18 protein-coding genes are annotated in these 15,002 nt (G+C 73.0%); 8 read left to right on the top strand and 10 right to left on the bottom strand.

Features of this window, described 5'->3' with window-relative positions; genetic code table 11:
- Positions 1-127 precede the first annotated feature (127 nt).
- The 3 genes from cpaB to ACXYMW_RS03040 form a co-directional block, all read right to left on the bottom strand.
- Complete coding sequence (cpaB, locus tag ACXYMW_RS03050) at positions 128-985, bottom strand: Flp pilus assembly protein CpaB (RefSeq protein ID WP_459033820.1); 858 nt, start codon at positions 983-985, stop codon at positions 128-130.
- Positions 986-1,034: 49 nt separating this feature from the next.
- The gene (locus ACXYMW_RS03045; protein ID WP_459033819.1) at positions 1,035-1,199 is read right to left on the bottom strand and encodes a hypothetical protein; all 165 of its coding nucleotides are present in this window, start codon (positions 1,197-1,199) and stop codon (positions 1,035-1,037) included.
- Between the two features lie 170 nt (positions 1,200-1,369).
- The gene (locus ACXYMW_RS03040) at positions 1,370-1,597 is read right to left on the bottom strand and encodes a Flp family type IVb pilin (RefSeq protein ID WP_459033818.1); all 228 of its coding nucleotides are present in this window, start codon (positions 1,595-1,597) and stop codon (positions 1,370-1,372) included.
- Positions 1,598-1,944: 347 nt separating this feature from the next.
- Here ACXYMW_RS03040 and ACXYMW_RS03035 point away from each other — a divergent pair, with 347 nt between their 5' ends.
- On the top strand, positions 1,945-2,811 hold the full coding sequence (locus ACXYMW_RS03035) for a lytic transglycosylase domain-containing protein (RefSeq protein ID WP_459033817.1): 867 nt from the start codon (positions 1,945-1,947) through the stop codon (positions 2,809-2,811).
- On the opposite strand, the gene ACXYMW_RS03030 is transcribed toward ACXYMW_RS03035, so the two are convergent.
- Positions 2,795-4,225 carry an FAD-binding oxidoreductase gene (locus tag ACXYMW_RS03030; protein WP_459033816.1) on the bottom strand — a complete coding sequence of 477 codons (1,431 nt, stop codon included), beginning with the start codon at positions 4,223-4,225 and terminating at the stop codon, positions 2,795-2,797. The genes ACXYMW_RS03035 and ACXYMW_RS03030 overlap by 17 nt on opposite strands.
- Positions 4,226-4,367: 142 nt before the next feature.
- Between ACXYMW_RS03030 and ACXYMW_RS03025 the strand changes: the two genes are divergently transcribed.
- The 4 genes from ACXYMW_RS03025 to ACXYMW_RS03010 are packed head-to-tail and all read left to right on the top strand — an operon-like array spanning position 4,368 to position 6,786.
- Positions 4,368-4,826, top strand: coding sequence for a GAF domain-containing protein (locus tag ACXYMW_RS03025; protein WP_459033815.1), 459 nt, complete (start codon positions 4,368-4,370; stop codon positions 4,824-4,826).
- The gene (locus ACXYMW_RS03020) at positions 4,823-5,443 is read left to right on the top strand and encodes a LysE family translocator (RefSeq protein WP_459033814.1); all 621 of its coding nucleotides are present in this window, start codon (positions 4,823-4,825) and stop codon (positions 5,441-5,443) included. The genes ACXYMW_RS03025 and ACXYMW_RS03020 overlap by 4 nt, the downstream gene beginning before the upstream one ends.
- 16 nt (positions 5,444-5,459) lie before the next feature.
- Positions 5,460-6,083 carry a LysE family translocator gene (locus ACXYMW_RS03015; protein ID WP_459033813.1) on the top strand — a complete coding sequence of 208 codons (624 nt, stop codon included), beginning with the start codon at positions 5,460-5,462 and terminating at the stop codon, positions 6,081-6,083.
- Between the two features lie 55 nt (positions 6,084-6,138).
- A complete protein-coding gene (locus tag ACXYMW_RS03010; protein WP_459033812.1) occupies positions 6,139-6,786 on the top strand; it encodes an RluA family pseudouridine synthase in 648 nt (215 codons plus the stop codon).
- A gap of 24 nt (positions 6,787-6,810) precedes the next feature.
- Here the strand turns inward: ACXYMW_RS03010 and ACXYMW_RS03005 are convergent, their stop codons facing one another.
- Complete coding sequence (locus ACXYMW_RS03005) at positions 6,811-7,917, bottom strand: alkane 1-monooxygenase (RefSeq protein WP_459033963.1); 1,107 nt, start codon at positions 7,915-7,917, stop codon at positions 6,811-6,813.
- 134 nt (positions 7,918-8,051) lie between these two features.
- The gene (gene mutY, locus ACXYMW_RS03000) at positions 8,052-9,125 is read right to left on the bottom strand and encodes an A/G-specific adenine glycosylase (protein ID WP_459033811.1); all 1,074 of its coding nucleotides are present in this window, start codon (positions 9,123-9,125) and stop codon (positions 8,052-8,054) included.
- Positions 9,126-9,276: 151 nt separating this feature from the next.
- Between mutY and ACXYMW_RS02995 the strand changes: the two genes are divergently transcribed.
- The 3 genes from ACXYMW_RS02995 to ACXYMW_RS02985 all read left to right on the top strand — a co-directional run bounded on the left by ACXYMW_RS02995 (position 9,277) and on the right by ACXYMW_RS02985 (position 11,767).
- Positions 9,277-9,792, top strand: a complete 516-nt coding sequence (locus ACXYMW_RS02995) for a DUF721 domain-containing protein (RefSeq protein ID WP_459033810.1) — start codon at positions 9,277-9,279, stop codon at positions 9,790-9,792.
- A gap of 71 nt (positions 9,793-9,863) precedes the next feature.
- Complete coding sequence (locus ACXYMW_RS02990; protein ID WP_459033809.1) at positions 9,864-10,673, top strand: DsbA family protein; 810 nt, start codon at positions 9,864-9,866, stop codon at positions 10,671-10,673.
- Complete coding sequence (locus tag ACXYMW_RS02985) at positions 10,670-11,767, top strand: CaiB/BaiF CoA transferase family protein (RefSeq protein ID WP_459033808.1); 1,098 nt, start codon at positions 10,670-10,672, stop codon at positions 11,765-11,767. Before ACXYMW_RS02990 ends, ACXYMW_RS02985 begins: the two co-directional genes overlap by 4 nt.
- Positions 11,768-11,770: 3 nt before the next feature.
- On the opposite strand, the gene ACXYMW_RS02980 is transcribed toward ACXYMW_RS02985, so the two are convergent.
- From ACXYMW_RS02980 to trmD, 4 genes are all read right to left on the bottom strand, one after another.
- Entirely contained in the window at positions 11,771-12,580 is an 810-nt protein-coding gene (locus ACXYMW_RS02980) for a division plane positioning ATPase MipZ (protein WP_459033807.1), read from the bottom strand.
- A gap of 621 nt (positions 12,581-13,201) precedes the next feature.
- Complete coding sequence (rpmE, locus tag ACXYMW_RS02975) at positions 13,202-13,423, bottom strand: 50S ribosomal protein L31 (protein WP_459033806.1); 222 nt, start codon at positions 13,421-13,423, stop codon at positions 13,202-13,204.
- Positions 13,420-13,821, bottom strand: a complete 402-nt coding sequence (rplS, locus tag ACXYMW_RS02970; protein WP_459033805.1) for a 50S ribosomal protein L19 — start codon at positions 13,819-13,821, stop codon at positions 13,420-13,422. Before rplS ends, rpmE begins: the two co-directional genes overlap by 4 nt.
- 287 nt (positions 13,822-14,108) lie before the next feature.
- Entirely contained in the window at positions 14,109-14,930 is an 822-nt protein-coding gene (trmD, locus tag ACXYMW_RS02965) for a tRNA (guanosine(37)-N1)-methyltransferase TrmD (protein WP_459033804.1), read from the bottom strand.
- Between the last annotated feature and the right edge of the window lie 72 nt (positions 14,931-15,002).

Here is a 15,002-nt window from a genome sequence, read left to right as displayed (position 1 = left end):
GCGCCCGTGCCGCGCTGCGAGCCTGCGCCAGCCTCGCCCGCCTTGCAACGCCGCGCCGGCAGCAGCGCCGGGCGTTGTGGAGAACCGGCAACAAGCCGCGCCCGTCGGGGCGCGGCGCGGCGGCGGCTCAATTGGTGCACGGGATCGGGATTTCCACCACCTCGGAGCCCCGCCGGGTGCGGATCGAGCAGCTCTCGACCTCCGGGGCGCGCGGCGCGGCGACGCGTTTCTCGAGACCGAGCAGCGACAGCTGGTCGACCTCGATGGCCTCGGCGATGGTCTCGTCGGTGGCGCCCATCAGCGACAGCGACAGCCGGCCGGTGGCCTGCGCCTGGGCCAGCGCCGCGACCTGCTGCGGGCTTGCCGCCACGGTGACGGTGCGGGCGATGATGGCGCTGGTGCTCTGGGCGTTGGCGGTCTGGTCGATGGCGATCAGCTCGACCCCGGTCTGGATCAGCTTGGTGACGTCGCCGTCGGGCGCCTCGGGATCGTTCAGGCGGACCCGCCCGGTCCAGTAGACGTCGACGCGGTCGCCCGGGCGCAGGAAGCCCGAGACCCCGCTGGCCACGTCGACCTTGATGGCAAAGGCGCGCTGCCCCTTCTCGAGCCGCGAGGTCAGGCCGGCATCGCCGCCCGGCGCGCTCAGCTTGACCTGCATCAGCGGCTCGTGGGTCTCGATGGCGCGGAGCACGCGGCGCGGCGGCTGGCCCTGGACGACCGGCGGCGTGGCGGCGTCGAAATAGGTTTCCGGCAGCGCCGCCTCGGGCCAGGCGACGAGCTTCACGGCGTCGCCGGCCAGTTCCTCGCCATAGGCCAGGGTCCGGGCGGCGACGAAGATCTCGCGGGTCGGGACGGCCTCGGCCTGGCGTGCGCGCTCCTTCTGCAGCGCGGTCTCGTAGGCGCCGATATAGGTGCTGGCCATGTAGACGGCGAGCCCGGCAAGCCCGACCCCGGCAATCAGGACCAGCGCGAACAGCATGCGCATCCGTCGTCTCCCTTTGCTGCGGTCTCAGGGCACCCGGTGCGGGCGCCGGTCAGTTCAACGGCGTGGCGATCGCCGTGGCGGTGGTGGTGGTGATGTCCGAGGTCGCGGCCTCGATGGTGGCGAAGGCGAAGATGCACAGGCCGATGACGCCGGCGGTCAGGACCACCCAATCTACGGTCACGGCGCCGCTTTCGTCGTTCAGGAAGCGCTGCATTGCGTCACCTTGTTGCTGGCGCCGCCCCCCGGGGGTGGGGCGGGCGCGGCTGTGCCCCGGCCGTGCGACGCGGGAAGCCCGGCGGCAAGGCGGGCGGGGCAGGAACGGCAGGCGCGACGAGAGGCTCGCCGCGCCCGTCTGAGCGTCAGGAATGCCGTGCGTCGGTCGGATCAGCCGCCGGCCGGGGCCTCGCCGCCGCCGCCGGCGCCGAACTGGCCGAAGGTGTCGTTCTCGCCGGACACGGCCGTCGCGGCGGTGCCGATCAGGGTCACGGCATTTTCCGAGATGGTGCCGTAGGCGGCGATGGCGAGGCCCACGACGGCGGCGGTCAGAACCACCCAGTCGACGGTGACGGCGCCGTCTTCGTCCTTGCGGAAGGTCTTGAGGAATTTGATCATGCTGGTCTCCTTGGGAGCAGGATTGCACTTGCGTCCAAACCGCCCCGAGCGACCTGTGCAGGGATCCTGAGGCGTCTGGCCCGGTTGCGGTATGGCCTCCATAAGAGGGTCCGATTGGGGCAGCAGTTTGTCGGGATTGGACCGTTTTGCGGTGGGACCTGCACCGTTTTTGCGGCACTCGAACTGCGCGATTGCAGAACTGCACGGGGATCGCGCGGCGGTTGTGGCCTCCGTGGCCTCTGTGGCCTTTGTGCCAGCCTCGCCGCCCTGCCGCGCGACAGGGGCTTCGTGCGCGGCCGCTCGCCGTGGCACTCTGGCGAAAACGGCAGAGCAGGCTCGACCCTCAGATGACGCGCAACTGGACCGTGGCGGCGATTCTCGCCGCGCTCAGCCTCGTGCCGGCGCCCGGATTCGGGCCGCCGGCCGCGGCCGAGAGCGCGGCGCCGGGCGATTTCGGCGCCCGCCGGGTCAAGCCGCCGGCCCCCGGCACCACCCGCCGCATCACCGTGCAGATCGCGCCGCGGGCCAATCCCGCGGTGCTGCCCCCGCCCGAGAAGCCCGCCGCGGCCCCGCTGCGCACCGCGGCCGCCCAGGCGGCGGCGCCGCGGCGCCCGGGCGGGATCGGCCGCCATGCCTGGTTCTGGGACAGCGTCGGCAGCGGGCTCGACGGCGCCGGGGCGGGCCGGCTGGAACCCGCCCTGGCCAGCCTGCGCGCGGCGCCGGCCGGGCAGGGCGTGGCGGCGCCGCGCCTGCAGCGGCTGCAGGACATGGCGGCGCGGCACGGCCGCCACATTCTCGCCCACAGCGTCGGCACCCGGGTCTCGCCGGCGCTGGCGCTGGCGGTGATGGCGGTCGAATCGGGGGGGCGGGAAGCCGCCGTGAGCGGCGCCGGCGCGCAGGGGCTGATGCAGCTCATGCCGGCCACCGCGGCGCGGTTCGGGGTGTCGGATTCCTTCGATCCCGAGGACAACATCAAGGGCGGCATCGCCTTTCTCGACTTCCTGATGGAGAAGTTCGACGGCGACCCGATGCTGGTCCTGGCGGGCTACAATGCCGGCGAGAACGCGATCGCGCCGCATGGCGGCGTGCCGCCCTATGCCGAGACCCGCGATTACGTGCCGAAGGTCCTCGCCGCCTTCGAGACCGCCCGCGGGCTCTGCCGCACGCCGCCGATGTTCCTCTCCGACGGCTGCGTCTTCACGGTGTCTCCGTGAGCCGCAGCACGGCGCCCGGGTTCATGATCCCGGCGGGGTCGAGCGCCGCCTTGATGCGGCGCATCGCGGCGAGCTTGGCCGGGTCCTGGTAGCGTTCGAGATCGCCGACCTTGAGTCGGCCGACGCCGTGCTCGGCAGAGACCGAGCCGTCCATCTCGGCCACGAGGTCGTGGATGACGCGCTTGATCTCGTCGCGCTGCGCGGTCCAGTCCTCGCGCGCCCCGCCGGCCGGCGGGAAGACGTTGTAATGCAGGTTGCCGTCGCCCAGATGGCCGAAGCAGTTGACCCTGAGGGGCCCGAGCCGGGCGAGCCTCGCGCGGCCCTCGGGGATGAAGTCCGGCACCGCCGAGAGCGGCAGCGAGATGTCGTGCGAGGACACCGCGCCGATCATCCGGTTGGCCTCGGGAATGCGTTCGCGGATCTGCCAGAACTCCGCCGCCTGGGCCGCCGATTGCGCCACCAGCCCGTCGCTGACCAGCCCGGCCTCGTGGCCCTCGGCGAACAGAGCCTCGAGCGCGGCGTCGGGGTCGAGCCCGCGCGGCAGGCCGACCTCGACCAGCACGCTCCATTCCGGCGCCTCGGCGAAGGGCTGGCGCAGCTCGGGCAGCGCCTCGGCCAGGAAGTCGTAGCCGGTGCGGTGGATCAGCTCGAAGGCCGAGACCGTCTCTCCCAGTTGGTCGCGGGCCCGCGCCAGCAGCTCCAGCGCGGCCCGCGGGTCACGCACCACGAGCAGCGCCGTGCCGGTCGCCGTCGGACGCGCGAAGAGCCGCAGGCTGGCGGCGGTGATCAGCCCCAGCGTGCCCTCGGCGCCGATCAGCAGGTGGCGCAGGTCGTAGCCGGTATTGTCCTTCCGCAGGCGCTTCAGCCCGTGCCAGATCTCGCCGTTGGGCAGCACCGCCTCGAGCCCGAGCACGAGGTCGCGGGCATTTCCGTAGCGCAGCACGTTAAGACCGCCGGCATTGGTGGCCAGAAGCCCGCCCAGCCGGGCCGAGCCCTCCGAGGCCAGCGACAGCGGGAAGAGCCGCCCGGCCTCCGCCGCCGCCGCCTGGACGTCGACGAGGATTGCCCCGGCCTCGGCCACCAGGGCGTTTTCCTCGGGGTGGACGGCGCGGATCGCCGTCATCCGCTCCAGCGACACGAGGAGCGGCAGCGCCCCGCCCTCCGGCATCACCTGGCCGCCGACCAGGCCGGTGCCGCCGCCATAGGGGACAAGGCCGACCCCGGCCTCGGCGGCGAGGCGCACGATGGTCGCGGCCTCCTCGGCGCTGCGCGGCAGGGCCACCGGGCCCGGGGCGCCGCGCCAGCGCCCGCGCGGCTCCTCGAGGTGGCGCGGCTCGGCCGTGCGGATCGTGTCGTCGGGCAGTGCCGCGGCGAGGCGGTCGAGAAAGGCGGAATCGGCGGGGGCGAGCGGCATCGCGGTCTCCTGAAGTCGCCCGGAGGCTAGCGCGGCGGGGCAGCCGGGGCCAAGGGGCGCATCGCCGGCCTACAAGCCCCGCCTTGCGGTTGCCAGCGGCGCGGCGCGGCGCTAGGCGCGGGGTTCTGGCAGGAGGAACGGCATGCGCGCAGATTACGACGACCTGGCCCGCACCATCGCGGCGCTGACCGAGGGCGAGACCGACGCGGTGGCGCTGATGGCGACGCTGGCCTGCGAGATCCACCATGCCGACGACCGCTTCGACTGGACCGGCTTCTACCGCGTGGTGGCCCCCGGCCTGCTGAAGATCGGGCCCTACCAGGGCGGCCATGGCTGCCTCGTCATCCCCTTCGAGCGCGGCGTCTGCGGCGCCGCCGCGCGCACCGGCGAGGTGCAGATCGTGGACGATGTCGACGCCTTCCCGGGCCACATCGCCTGTTCCTCCTCGACGCGGTCGGAGATCGTGCTGCCGGTGCGCGACGCCACCGGCCGGCTGCTCGGGGTGCTCGACATCGACAGTGACCGCCCCGGGGCCTTCGACGCCGCCGATGCCCGGGGCCTGGCGCGGCTTCTCGACCTCGCCTTCGGCCGCCCGGCATGAGCCTCGAAGGCTGGGCGGTCTTCGCCACGTTCTGGGTGGTCTTCGTGACCTCGCCCGGGCCCAACGCGGTGAACTGCATCCAGAACGGCATGGGCTTGGGCTTTTTGCGGGCGCTGGTCGGGGTCTCGGCGATCCTCGCCCAGGCGCTGCTCTTCCTGCTGCTCTCGGCGGCCGGGATCACCGCGCTGATCGCCGCCTCGCCGACCGGCTTCCTGCTGGCCAAGCTGGCCGGGGCCGGGGTGCTGCTGTGGCTCGGCATCCGCGGCTGGCGGCTGGCGTCGCGGCCGCTGGCGCTGTCCGAGGCGCCGCCGGGGGCGATCTGGATGCGCGCCTTCCTGATCGCCGCGATCAACCCGAAGAGCGTCGCCGGCTACCTCGCGGCATTCTCGCAATTCGTCGAGCCGGGCGTGCCGATCCTGCGCCAGATGGTGGTCATCGTCCCGACCGCGCTGACCCTGACCGCGGCGAGCTATGCCGGCTATACCGCGCTCGGCGCCTGGCTCGGCGGGCGGGCGCTGGGCGCCATCGGCAACCGCCTGGTGCGGCGTGGCCTTGCCGCCTGTTTCGTGCTCTACGGTCTGGCGCTGGGCGCCACGGCGCTGCCCGGCCTGAGCTGAGACGGGAGGCCCGCGGATGACATTCGAGATCGCGATGCCGGCGGCCGAGGCGCTGGCGACCTCGCTGCTGGCCGGACTGGCGCTCAACCTCGCGCCCGGGGCGGACGTGATGTTCGCGCTGGCCTCGGGCATCCAGGGCGGGCGCCGGGCCGGCATCGCCGCGGCGGCCGGGATCAGCCTCGGCTGCCTGGTCCATGCGGTGCTGACCGCGCTGGGCGCGGCGGCGGCGCTCGCGGCGGTGCCCTGGGGGCTCGACGCGCTGCGCTGGGCCGGCGCGGCCTACCTGCTCTGGCTGGCGGTGTCGGCGTGGCGCGCGCCGCCCTTTGCCGGCGGGCAGGGCGGCGTGGTCGATCCGCGCCGGGCGGTGATGCGCGGGCTTATGACCAACGTGCTGAACCCCAAGGTGGCGCTCTTCGTGCTGGCCTTCCTGCCGCAATTCGCCGACCCCGCCCGCGGCGCGGTCTGGAGCCAGATCCTGGTGCTGGGGCTGCTGTTCTCGGCCACCGCCTTCGGCGTCACCGCACTCTATGGCGGGCTGGCGGGGCTCGCCCAGGCCCGGCTGCGCCGCCACGGCACCTGGCTCGGCCGGATCGCCGCCGGGGTCTACGCGGCGCTGGCGCTGCGGGTGGCGGCGGGCTAGGGCGCGGGGTCCCCGGGGGCTTGCGCGCCCGGCCCGGCGCTGGCAGAGCCCGTGCATGGACGCGCGCTACGATCCGCCCAAGGGCGACATCCAGGTTCTGCATGCCGATCACGAGATCCTCGTGGTCGACAAGCCCGCAGGCCTCCTCTCGGTGCCCGGCAAGGGGCCGGAACTCGCCGATTGCCTGATCTCGCGGCTGACCGAGGCGTTCCCGCAGGTGCTGCTGGTGCACCGGCTCGACCGCGACACGTCGGGCGTCATGGTCTTCGCGCTGACGCCGCACGCGCAGCGCCATCTCGGACTGCAATTCGAGAAGCGCCAGACCAAGAAGAGCTACGTCGCCCGGGTGCGCGGCCGGGTGCTGGAGAAATCCGGCGAGATCGACGCGCCGCTCATCGTCGACTGGCCGAACCGGCCGCGCCAAAAGGTCGACCGCGAGGCCGGGCGCCCGGCGCTGACGCGCTGGCGGCTGGCCCGCGCCGGCGACCGCGAAAGCCGGCTGCGGCTGTTCCCGGAAACCGGCCGCAGCCACCAGCTGCGGGTGCATCTGCTGGAGATTGGCCATCCGATCCTCGGCGACCCGCTCTACGCGCCGGAGACGCTGGGCGAGGTCGACCGGATGATGCTGCATGCCGAGGAGCTGCGCCTGCGCCACCCCGATGGCGGCGCCGGGGTGCGGTTCCGGGCCAAGCCGCCCTTCTGATCCCGGGCGAGCCCGCGCCGCGCCTCAGCGCGGCAGCGGCAGGCGGCCGCGGTTGTACTCGGTCCAGTCCTCGATCTCGGGGTAGAACTGCCGCCGCCAGGCCCGCACCCGCGGGTTCATGATCCGCCGCCAGAGCGGCGGCACCATCGCCGCCAGGGTCATCACCGGATAGCCGTAGGGCAGTTGCGGCGCCTCGTCGGCGCTGTAGGTCTGCAGCAGCGGGAAGCGCCGGTCGGGCTTGTAATGGTGGTCGGAATGGCGCTGCAGGTTGATCAGCAGCCAGTTCGAGGCGCGGTGCGCGGCGTTCCAGGAATGCCGCGGCCGCACCGGTTCGTACTTGCCGTGGCCGAGATGCTTGCGGGTCAGGCCGTAATGCTCGACGTAATTGACCAGTTCGAGCTGCCAGATCGCGATGCCGGCCTGCAGCAGGAACAGCGCCACGCCGGCGCCGCCGCCCAGCCCCCAGGCCAGGGCCAGCAGCGCGCCCTGCAGGGCCCAGTAGATCCAGAACGGGTTGCGGTGATGGGTCCAGGGCAGGTCGCGGCGCGCCAGCAGGTCGCGCTCGGCGCGGAAGGCCGAGGCCAGGCATTGCCGCAGCACCCGCGGATAGAAGCGGTGGAAGCCCTCGTTGTAGCGCGCCGTCACCGGGTCGCGCGGCGTGCCGACATAGCGGTGATGGACCAGCAGGTGCTCGGAGCGGAAATGCGAGTAGAGCACCATGGCCAGCAGCAGGTCGCCGAGCCGGCGTTCCCAGCGGTTGCGCTGGTGCATCAGCTCGTGGGCATAGGTGATGCCGATGGTGCCGCTCATCACGCCCATGCCGAGGAACACCCCGGCGCGCTCCCAGCCGCCGAGATGCGCGGCCGCCGGCACGTAGGCCAGGAGGCCCGCCAGCGTCAGTAGCTGCACCGGCGCCCAGATCAGCGTCACCGCGCGGTGCCAGCGCAGCTGCGTCTCGGCGGTGCCGGGGTCGAGATTGGCCTCGTCGAGGCCGAGCGCGGCGTCGAGGGCGCTGAACAGGTGCCAGGTCAGGAGCGGCGGCAGGAGCACCCAGAGCCCGCCGAGCAGCGCCCCGGTCCAGACCGCGGGGACCAGCAGCAGCGACAGCCAGAACGGCAGCGCGCCGCGCAGCCCGGCGCCGGGCGTCCTGACGGCGGCGGGCCGCGCCCGCGATTCGGGCAGATCGCTGTCGAGCGTCACGGGCGGTTCCTCCGGCGGGCGACGAGTCCCATTCTTATGCCCCGGACGCGGGTTCCGCCAAGCCTTCAGACGCGGCTGACGTCGGGTCGCGCGAGGTCGAAGGCCTTGCGCATCAGGGTCGGCAGGTCGCCCGGGCGGAACGCCTCGGGCGGCACGAAGGCGCCCTGCGCCGGCATGCGGTCCATCGGCACCAGGGCGGTGCGCAGCTCCAGCCGCAGGTGGAAATGGGTGAAGGTGTGGCGCGCCTCGCCGGCGAGGCTGTACCATTTGGCGCGGATCGGCGGCGCCGGCTCGGGCAGCGGCTGGGCGAGGTCGACCCAGTCGCTGGTGGGCCAGCCCAGCATGCCGCCAAGCAGGCCGCGCGCCGGGCGCTCCTCGAGCAGCCAGGCGCCGTCGACGCGGCGCGCCAGCCAGGCGATGCCGTGGCGGGTGGGCTTGCGGGCCTTGGGTGTCTTGCGCGGCAGCTCGGCCATGGTGCCCTGGGCCCAGGCCCGGCAGGCCGGCCGCCACGGGCAGAGCCCGCAGGCCGGGTTCTTCGGGGTGCAGATCGTGGCGCCCAGATCCATCACCGCCTGGGCGTGATCGCCGGGCCGCCGCTCGGGCGTCAGCGCCGCGGCATGGGCGGTCAGGACCGGCTTGGCGGCGGGCAGCGGCATGTGCTCGTCGTGCAGCCGCGCCATCACCCGCTCGACATTGCCGTCGACCACCACGGCGGGGATGTCGAAGGCGATCGCCGCCACCGCGGCGGCGGTGTAGGGGCCGATCCCCGGCAGCGCCAAGAGCGCCGCGTGATCGGCCGGGAACACGCCGCCATGCTCGGCCACCACGGCGCGGGCGCATTTCAGCAGGTTGCGGGCGCGGGCGTAGTAGCCGAGCCCGGCCCAGGCGGCCATCACCTCGGCATCCTCGGCGGCGGCGAGGTCGGCGACCGTCGGCCAGCGCGCGGTGAAGGCCTCGTAGTAACTTTTCACCGCCGCCACGGTGGTCTGCTGCAGCATGATCTCCGACAGCCAGATGCGGTAGGGATCGGGGCGGCACCCGGCGGCACGCGCCGAAGGCGCCACCCGCCAGGGCAGGGTGCGGGCATGGCGGTCGTACCAGTCGAGCAGAATCCGGGACAGTTCCGGGTCACGGGGCATTGACGATCCTTTGAGCAGCGCGCAGCGTCGGCGGGGCTGGCGCCCCCGGCGCGGGGGCCACTAGAATAGGCTGGCGCGCGGCAATGCAAGCCGGCGCGCGACCGAAGACCGGCAGCAGGCCGGCGCGACAGGGCAGGAGGACGCCAGGACGATGGCGCGGCGCAGCACCACCACCTACGGGTTCGCCCAGACCGGCAGCCTGGTGCAGGCGCGGATCCGGGCGGCGTCGGAAAGCCGCGGCTTCGCGCAGTCCCGCCTGCTCACCCACTGGGCCGAAATCGCCGGGCCGCAGATCGCCGCGATCAGCCGCCCCGTCGAGGTCGGCTACGGCCGCGGCGGCATGGGGGCGACGCTGACCCTGCTGACCACCGGCGCCAACGCCCCGATGCTGGAAATGCAGAAGGAGCGGCTGCGCGAGGCGGTGAACGCGGTCTACGGCTACAACGCCATCGCCCGCATCCGCATCACCCAGACCGCGGCGCGCGGCTTCGCCGAGGGCCGGGCGGATTTCACCCGGCCGGAGACCCGGCGCGCCGCGCCACCGCCCGACCCCAAAACCGTGCAGCATGCCCGGGCCCGCGCCGAGGGCGTCGGCGACAGCGGCCTGCGCGACGCCCTCGAACGGCTGGCGGTCAACGTGCTTTCGAAGCAGAAAGGCCGCGACTGACCGACCGACCCGATCCCCCAGGGACCAGACAGCAAACTTTGGCCGCCACGGCCCGCAGGAAAGGATTGCCCATGACACGCCTGATCACCTCGACCATTCTCGCCGCCGGCCTCGCCACCGGCGGCTGGCTCGCCGCCTGGCCGGGCCTCGCCGCGGCCCAGCAGACCGGTGCCGCCGAGGCCGAGCCGGAGAGCGAGGCCGAGACCGGCGCGGCCGACGCGCAGGCCGAGACCGGCGCGGCGGCGGAGACTGAAACCGCCGATGATGCCGCCGAGGAGGAAGCGGAGGCCGAGGCGACCGACGGGGCCGAGGGGAGCGCGGAGACCGCCGCGGACGCCCCCGCCGAGGGCGGCATCGTCGAGATGGTGCTCGGCGCCGAGGACGCGCCGGTCGAGGTCATCGAATACGCCTCCTATACCTGCCCGCATTGCCGGTCCTTCCACGAGAACGTCTTCGACGAAGTGAAGAAGAACTACGTCGATACCGGCAAGGTGCGCTTCGTCTACCGCGAGGTCTATTTCGACAAGTACGGCATGTGGGCCTCGCTGATCGCGCGCTGCGGCGGGGAGGAGAAGTTCTTCGGCATCACCGACCTGATCTACGACACCCAGGAGGAATGGGTGCGCGCCGGTTCCGACGCCGCGATCGCCGACGAGCTGCGCAAGATCGGCCGCATGGCCGGCATCGACGGCACCGAGCTCGAGACCTGCCTGACCGACGGCGACAAGCTGCGCGCGCTGGTCGAGTGGTACCAGGAGAACGCCGAGGCCGACGAGATCACCTCCACCCCGTCCTTCCTGATCGCCGGCGAGAAGTATTCCAACATGGCCTATGACGACTTCGCTGCGATCCTCGACGAGAAGCTGGCCGAGGCGGAATGAGCGTCGCGGCTCCGAACGGGCCCCTCGAGGGGCTGCGCGTCGTCGAGCTTGCGCGGATCCTGGCCGATCTCGGCGCCGAGGTGATCAAGGTCGAGGCGCCGGAGGGCGACGACACGCGCCGCTGGGGGCCGCCCTTCATCGACCGCGAGGGCGACCGCAGCGCCGCCTATTTCCACTCCTGCAACCGCGGCAAGCGCTCGATCACCGCCGATCTGCGCAAGCCCGAGGACCGCGCCCGGGTGATCGAGCTGGTGCGCGAGGCCGACATCCTGATCGAGAACTTCAAGGTCGGCGGGCTGGCGAAATACGGGCTCGACTATGCCAGCCTGGCCGAGGTCAATCCGCGGCTGGTCTATTGCTCGATCACCGGTTTCGGCCAGGACGGCCCTTACGCCCACCGCGCCGGCTACGACTACATCATCCAGGGCATGTCGGGGCTGATGTCGATCACCGGCGATCCCGACGGCCAGCCGCAGCGCGCCGGGGTGGCGATCACCGACATCTTCACCGGGCTCTACGCGGTCTCGGGGATTCTCGCCGCCATCCACCAGCGCGACCGCACCGGGCGTGGCCAGCATGTCGACATGGCGCTGTTCGATGTCGGCGTGGCGGTGACCGCGAACCAGGCGATGAACTACCTCGCCACCGGCACGCCGCCCACGCGCACCGGCAATTACCACCCGAACCTGATGCCCTACCAGGTCTTCGACTGCTCCGACGGCTACATCATCATCGCCACCGGCAACGATGCGCAGTACCGCCGGCTTTGCGGCCTCCTGGGCCTGCCGGGGCTGGCCGAGGCGCCGGATTACGCCAGCAATGCCGACCGCATCGCGCGCCGGGCCGAGCTGACCGCGGCGCTCAACGCCGCCACGCGGCGCTTCGACAAGGCGGCGCTGCTCGCCGCCTGCGAGGCCGAGGGCGTGCCGGCGGGGCCGATCAACGACATGTCCGAGGTGATGGCCGACCCGCAGATCGCCGCGCGCGGCCTGCGCATCGCGCCGGACGGCGTGCCGGGGCTGCGGGCGCCGTTCCGCTTCTCCGATGCCGAGCTGGTGACCCGTCGCGCCTCGCCGCGGCTCGGCGAGGGCTGAGGCTCAGAACCCGACCTCGACGCCCGGCAGGTCGAGCGCGCGCACCAGGTCGCGCAGCTCCTGCCGGGCGGCGATGTTGGACATGTTGAGCTGGCGCACGCCGACATCGCCGAGGTCGAGCAGCGTCAGGCCGCGCGGGAACAGCTCGCGGAACACCACGCGCTCCGAGAAGCCCGGCCCGACGCGGAAGCCGATGCGCCGCGCCAGCCGGTCGAGCGCGCGCTCCATCTTGGCCTTGTTGACCATGGCCTGGCTGCCCAGCCGGTTGCGCAGCACGATCCAGTCGATCGGCTTGGCGCCGTTGCGGGCGCGCATCTGCCGCGCCGCCCAGACCATCTCGGAATAGACCGAGGGGCCCTGGATGCGCTCGCCGTCGGGCGCGATGCGGGCCAAGAGGTCGAAATCCACGAAACTGTCGTTGAGCGGGGTGATCAGCGTGTCGGCCATGGCATGCGCGGCCTGCGCCAGCCGGGTATGCGAGCCCGGGCAGTCGATCAGCAGGAAATCGTTCTCGGCGGTGAGGATTTCCACCGCGCGGGCCAGGCGCCGGTCGCTCGCGGTCTCGCCCGGGGCGAGCGCGCCGGGGTCGATCTCGGGAAGCGGCAGGTAGCGCGGGCTGGCGAGGTCGAGCCCGGCCTCGGCCATGTGGGCCATGCGGTTCTCGATGTAGCGCCCGGTGGTGCGTTGGCGCAGGTCGAGGTCGATCACGCCGACCCGGTGGCCGGAGCGGGCGAGGGCGGTGGCGACATGCATGGAGACGGTGGACTTGCCCGCGCCGCCCTTCTCGTTGCCGACCACGATGACATGCGCCACGGCGCGTCCTCCTTGCGCTTCGCCCCGCTGCCGAGGGTTAGGCCTTCGCAGGCCGCGAGGGAAGCCCCGCACCGCCCCGGGGCGGGCGGCTGTGGCCCGGACGCGCCGCGCTGGCCGTCGGCCCGGCCTCCGGGACCGCAGTGCCGGCAGGGGCGCAGGGCCGGCCGGACCGGGGTTCTCCGTCCCCTCCGGGCAATCGGCGTTTGGCCGCGCTGGCCGCGCGGCGTCCGGGGCCGGGGCGTTAGCAGCGGTCGGCGGCAGTTGTCCCCGCGATGCTTCGGCCGGGGCTGTGGCGGCCGCGGCGCCCCTCACACCCGCCGCCAGGGCGGGCCGCGGTCGGGGCGGCGGGACCTTTCCCGCGCCGCGCTGGTCGGCTCACCTTCCGGACGGTTTCGCGGGAGCGCGCCATGGCTGGCGCGCGCGTCCCCGGCGTCAGCGCGTGTCAGGCCGGGCCAGGCGCGGGCCGGGGATCCGGACGCGCCGAGGACAGGCGGCGCCGGAGCGGCGTGCGCGCCTAGGCCGGTGGCCCCGCGCCGGGCAGGGGGTATCGCCGAGGGCGTGCTGCGCAACGAAAAACGCCGCCCCGGGACGGGGCGGCGCGGCAATGGCGGGGGCGGGGCTTCAGAAGCCCAGGCCCTCGTATTTCTTTTTGAAGCGCGAGACCCGGCCGCCGGTATCCATCAGGCGCGACGAGCCGCCGGTCCAGGCGGGGTGCACGGTGGGATCGACGTCGAGGGTCAGCGTGTCGCCTTCCTTGCCCCAGACCGTGCGGGTCTGGAACTCGGTGCCGTCGGTCATCTTCACGGTGACGACGTGGTAATCGGGGTGAATGCCCTTTTTCATGCCGACGCTCCCTCTTTCGCGGCCTTGGCCTTGGGTGCCTTGTAGGTGGTGTCCTCGGCGATCCGGGCCGATTTGCCGCGGCGCGAACGGAGGTAGTAGAGCTTGGCGCGACGGACGCGGCCGCGGCGCACCACCTCGATCGATTCGATGTTGGTGGAGTAGAGCGGGAAGACGCGCTCGACGCCCTCGCCGAAGGAAATCTTGCGAACGGTGAACGAGCCCGCGATGCCGTGGCCGTTCTTGCGGCTGATGCAGACGCCCTCATAGGCCTGCACACGGGTCCGGGTGCCTTCGGTCACCTTGTAGCCGACGCGAATGGTGTCGCCGGCCTTGAAATCGGGAATGTCCTTCCCGAGGGAGGCGATCTGTTCCGCCTCCAGCTGTGCGATCAGATCCATCTGACCTTCTCCTCAGAATTGCCCGCGGTTGTTCCGCAGAGATGTCTTGCGCCGCGAGAGCTCTCGGTCTTCGTCCGGGTCCGCCCGCCGGGCGCCCGCCAGAGATCGCATCGCCTTTCCTTCGGTCCGGACCGCGCCTCGACCGGGGCGCCGGGAACGCGGGGCGAAGCTCCCCGCATCCGGCCGCCCGGAGGCGCCATGCAGACCGGCCTGGCCGGGCCGCGCCCGTCAGGTTGCCGGGGGCTTTAGCGTCCGGAGCGGGGTTTGACAAGGGGCGGGCGGCGGATTCAGCCCTCGTCGTGGCGCGCCGAACCGGCCTCCCGGGCGTGCCAGAGATCGGGGCGGCGGGCGCGGGTCAGCGCCTCGGACTGGGCGCGGCGCCAGGCGGCGATCTCGCCGTGATGGCCCGACATCAGCACCGCGGGGATCTCGCGGCCGCGCCAGTTCGCGGGGCGGGTATAGTGCGGGTGCTCGAGCAGCCCGTCGGAGAAGCTCTCCTCCTCGACCGAGGCGGCATTGCCCAGCACCCCGGGCAAAAGCCGCACGCAGGCGTCGATCAGCGCCTGCGCGGCGATGTCGCCGCCGCTCAGGACGAAATCGCCGAGCGAGACCTCGGCCATGCCGTATTCGTCGATCACCCGCTGGTCGAGCCCCTCGAAGCGGCCGCAGACCAGCGTCACGCCGGGGCCGCGGGCGAGGCCGCGGGCCATCGCCTGGTCGAAGCGGCGGCCGCGCGGCGACAGATAGAGGATCGGCGCGGCCGGAGCGATGCGCGGCCGCGCAGCGTCGAGCGCCCGGGCCATGACATCGGCGCGCAGCACCATGCCGGCGCCGCCGCCGGCCGGCGTGTCGTCGACGTTGCGGTGCCGGCCCTCGCCATGCGGGCGCAGATCCTCGACATCGAGCTGCCAGCGGCCTTCGGAGAGCGCCTTGCCGGTCAACGACTGGCCGAGGATGCCGGGAAAGGCATCGGGCAGCAGCGTCACCGCCTGCGCCTTCCACACGCCGTGCAGATCGGCGCCCGGCGCCATCAGGTCGCGCGGCTTCAGGGTCGCGGCGATGCTCTTGCGGCCATGCGAGCGCGGCGGGGGATCGGTGGGATCGGACATGCGGCCTCCGGCGAGGGTTCGACGGGCCTCCTAGCGCGCGCCGCGGCGGATGGCAAAGCCCCGGACCGCCGC

This window comes from Roseivivax sp. CAU 1761, assembly GCF_054482755.1.
This window is presented reverse-complemented; position numbering and strand designations above follow the sequence as displayed.

Excerpts from the sequence above, each read along its gene's own strand:
- trmD (WP_459033804.1), bottom strand. The coding sequence starts at position 14,930 with ATGTCCGATCCCACCGATCCCCCGCCGCGCTCGCATGGCCGCAAGAGC.
- mutY (WP_459033811.1), bottom strand. The coding sequence starts at position 9,125 with ATGCCCCGTGACCCGGAACTGTCCCGGATTCTGCTCGACTGGTACGAC.
- ACXYMW_RS03020 (WP_459033814.1), top strand. The coding sequence starts at position 4,823 with ATGAGCCTCGAAGGCTGGGCGGTCTTCGCCACGTTCTGGGTGGTCTTC.
- ACXYMW_RS03045 (WP_459033819.1), bottom strand. The coding sequence starts at position 1,199 with ATGCAGCGCTTCCTGAACGACGAAAGCGGCGCCGTGACCGTAGATTGG.
- ACXYMW_RS03030 (WP_459033816.1), bottom strand. The coding sequence starts at position 4,225 with ATGCCGCTCGCCCCCGCCGATTCCGCCTTTCTCGACCGCCTCGCCGCG.
- ACXYMW_RS02990 (WP_459033809.1), top strand. The coding sequence starts at position 9,864 with ATGACACGCCTGATCACCTCGACCATTCTCGCCGCCGGCCTCGCCACC.
- ACXYMW_RS02995 (WP_459033810.1), top strand. The coding sequence starts at position 9,277 with ATGGCGCGGCGCAGCACCACCACCTACGGGTTCGCCCAGACCGGCAGC.
- rplS (WP_459033805.1), bottom strand. The coding sequence starts at position 13,821 with ATGGATCTGATCGCACAGCTGGAGGCGGAACAGATCGCCTCCCTCGGG.
- rpmE (WP_459033806.1), bottom strand. The coding sequence starts at position 13,423 with ATGAAAAAGGGCATTCACCCCGATTACCACGTCGTCACCGTGAAGATG.
- ACXYMW_RS03025 (WP_459033815.1), top strand. The coding sequence starts at position 4,368 with ATGCGCGCAGATTACGACGACCTGGCCCGCACCATCGCGGCGCTGACC.
- ACXYMW_RS03035 (WP_459033817.1), top strand. The coding sequence starts at position 1,945 with ATGACGCGCAACTGGACCGTGGCGGCGATTCTCGCCGCGCTCAGCCTC.
- ACXYMW_RS02985 (WP_459033808.1), top strand. The coding sequence starts at position 10,670 with ATGAGCGTCGCGGCTCCGAACGGGCCCCTCGAGGGGCTGCGCGTCGTC.
- ACXYMW_RS03010 (WP_459033812.1), top strand. The coding sequence starts at position 6,139 with ATGGACGCGCGCTACGATCCGCCCAAGGGCGACATCCAGGTTCTGCAT.
- ACXYMW_RS03015 (WP_459033813.1), top strand. The coding sequence starts at position 5,460 with ATGACATTCGAGATCGCGATGCCGGCGGCCGAGGCGCTGGCGACCTCG.
- cpaB (WP_459033820.1), bottom strand. The coding sequence starts at position 985 with ATGCGCATGCTGTTCGCGCTGGTCCTGATTGCCGGGGTCGGGCTTGCC.
- ACXYMW_RS03040 (WP_459033818.1), bottom strand. The coding sequence starts at position 1,597 with ATGATCAAATTCCTCAAGACCTTCCGCAAGGACGAAGACGGCGCCGTC.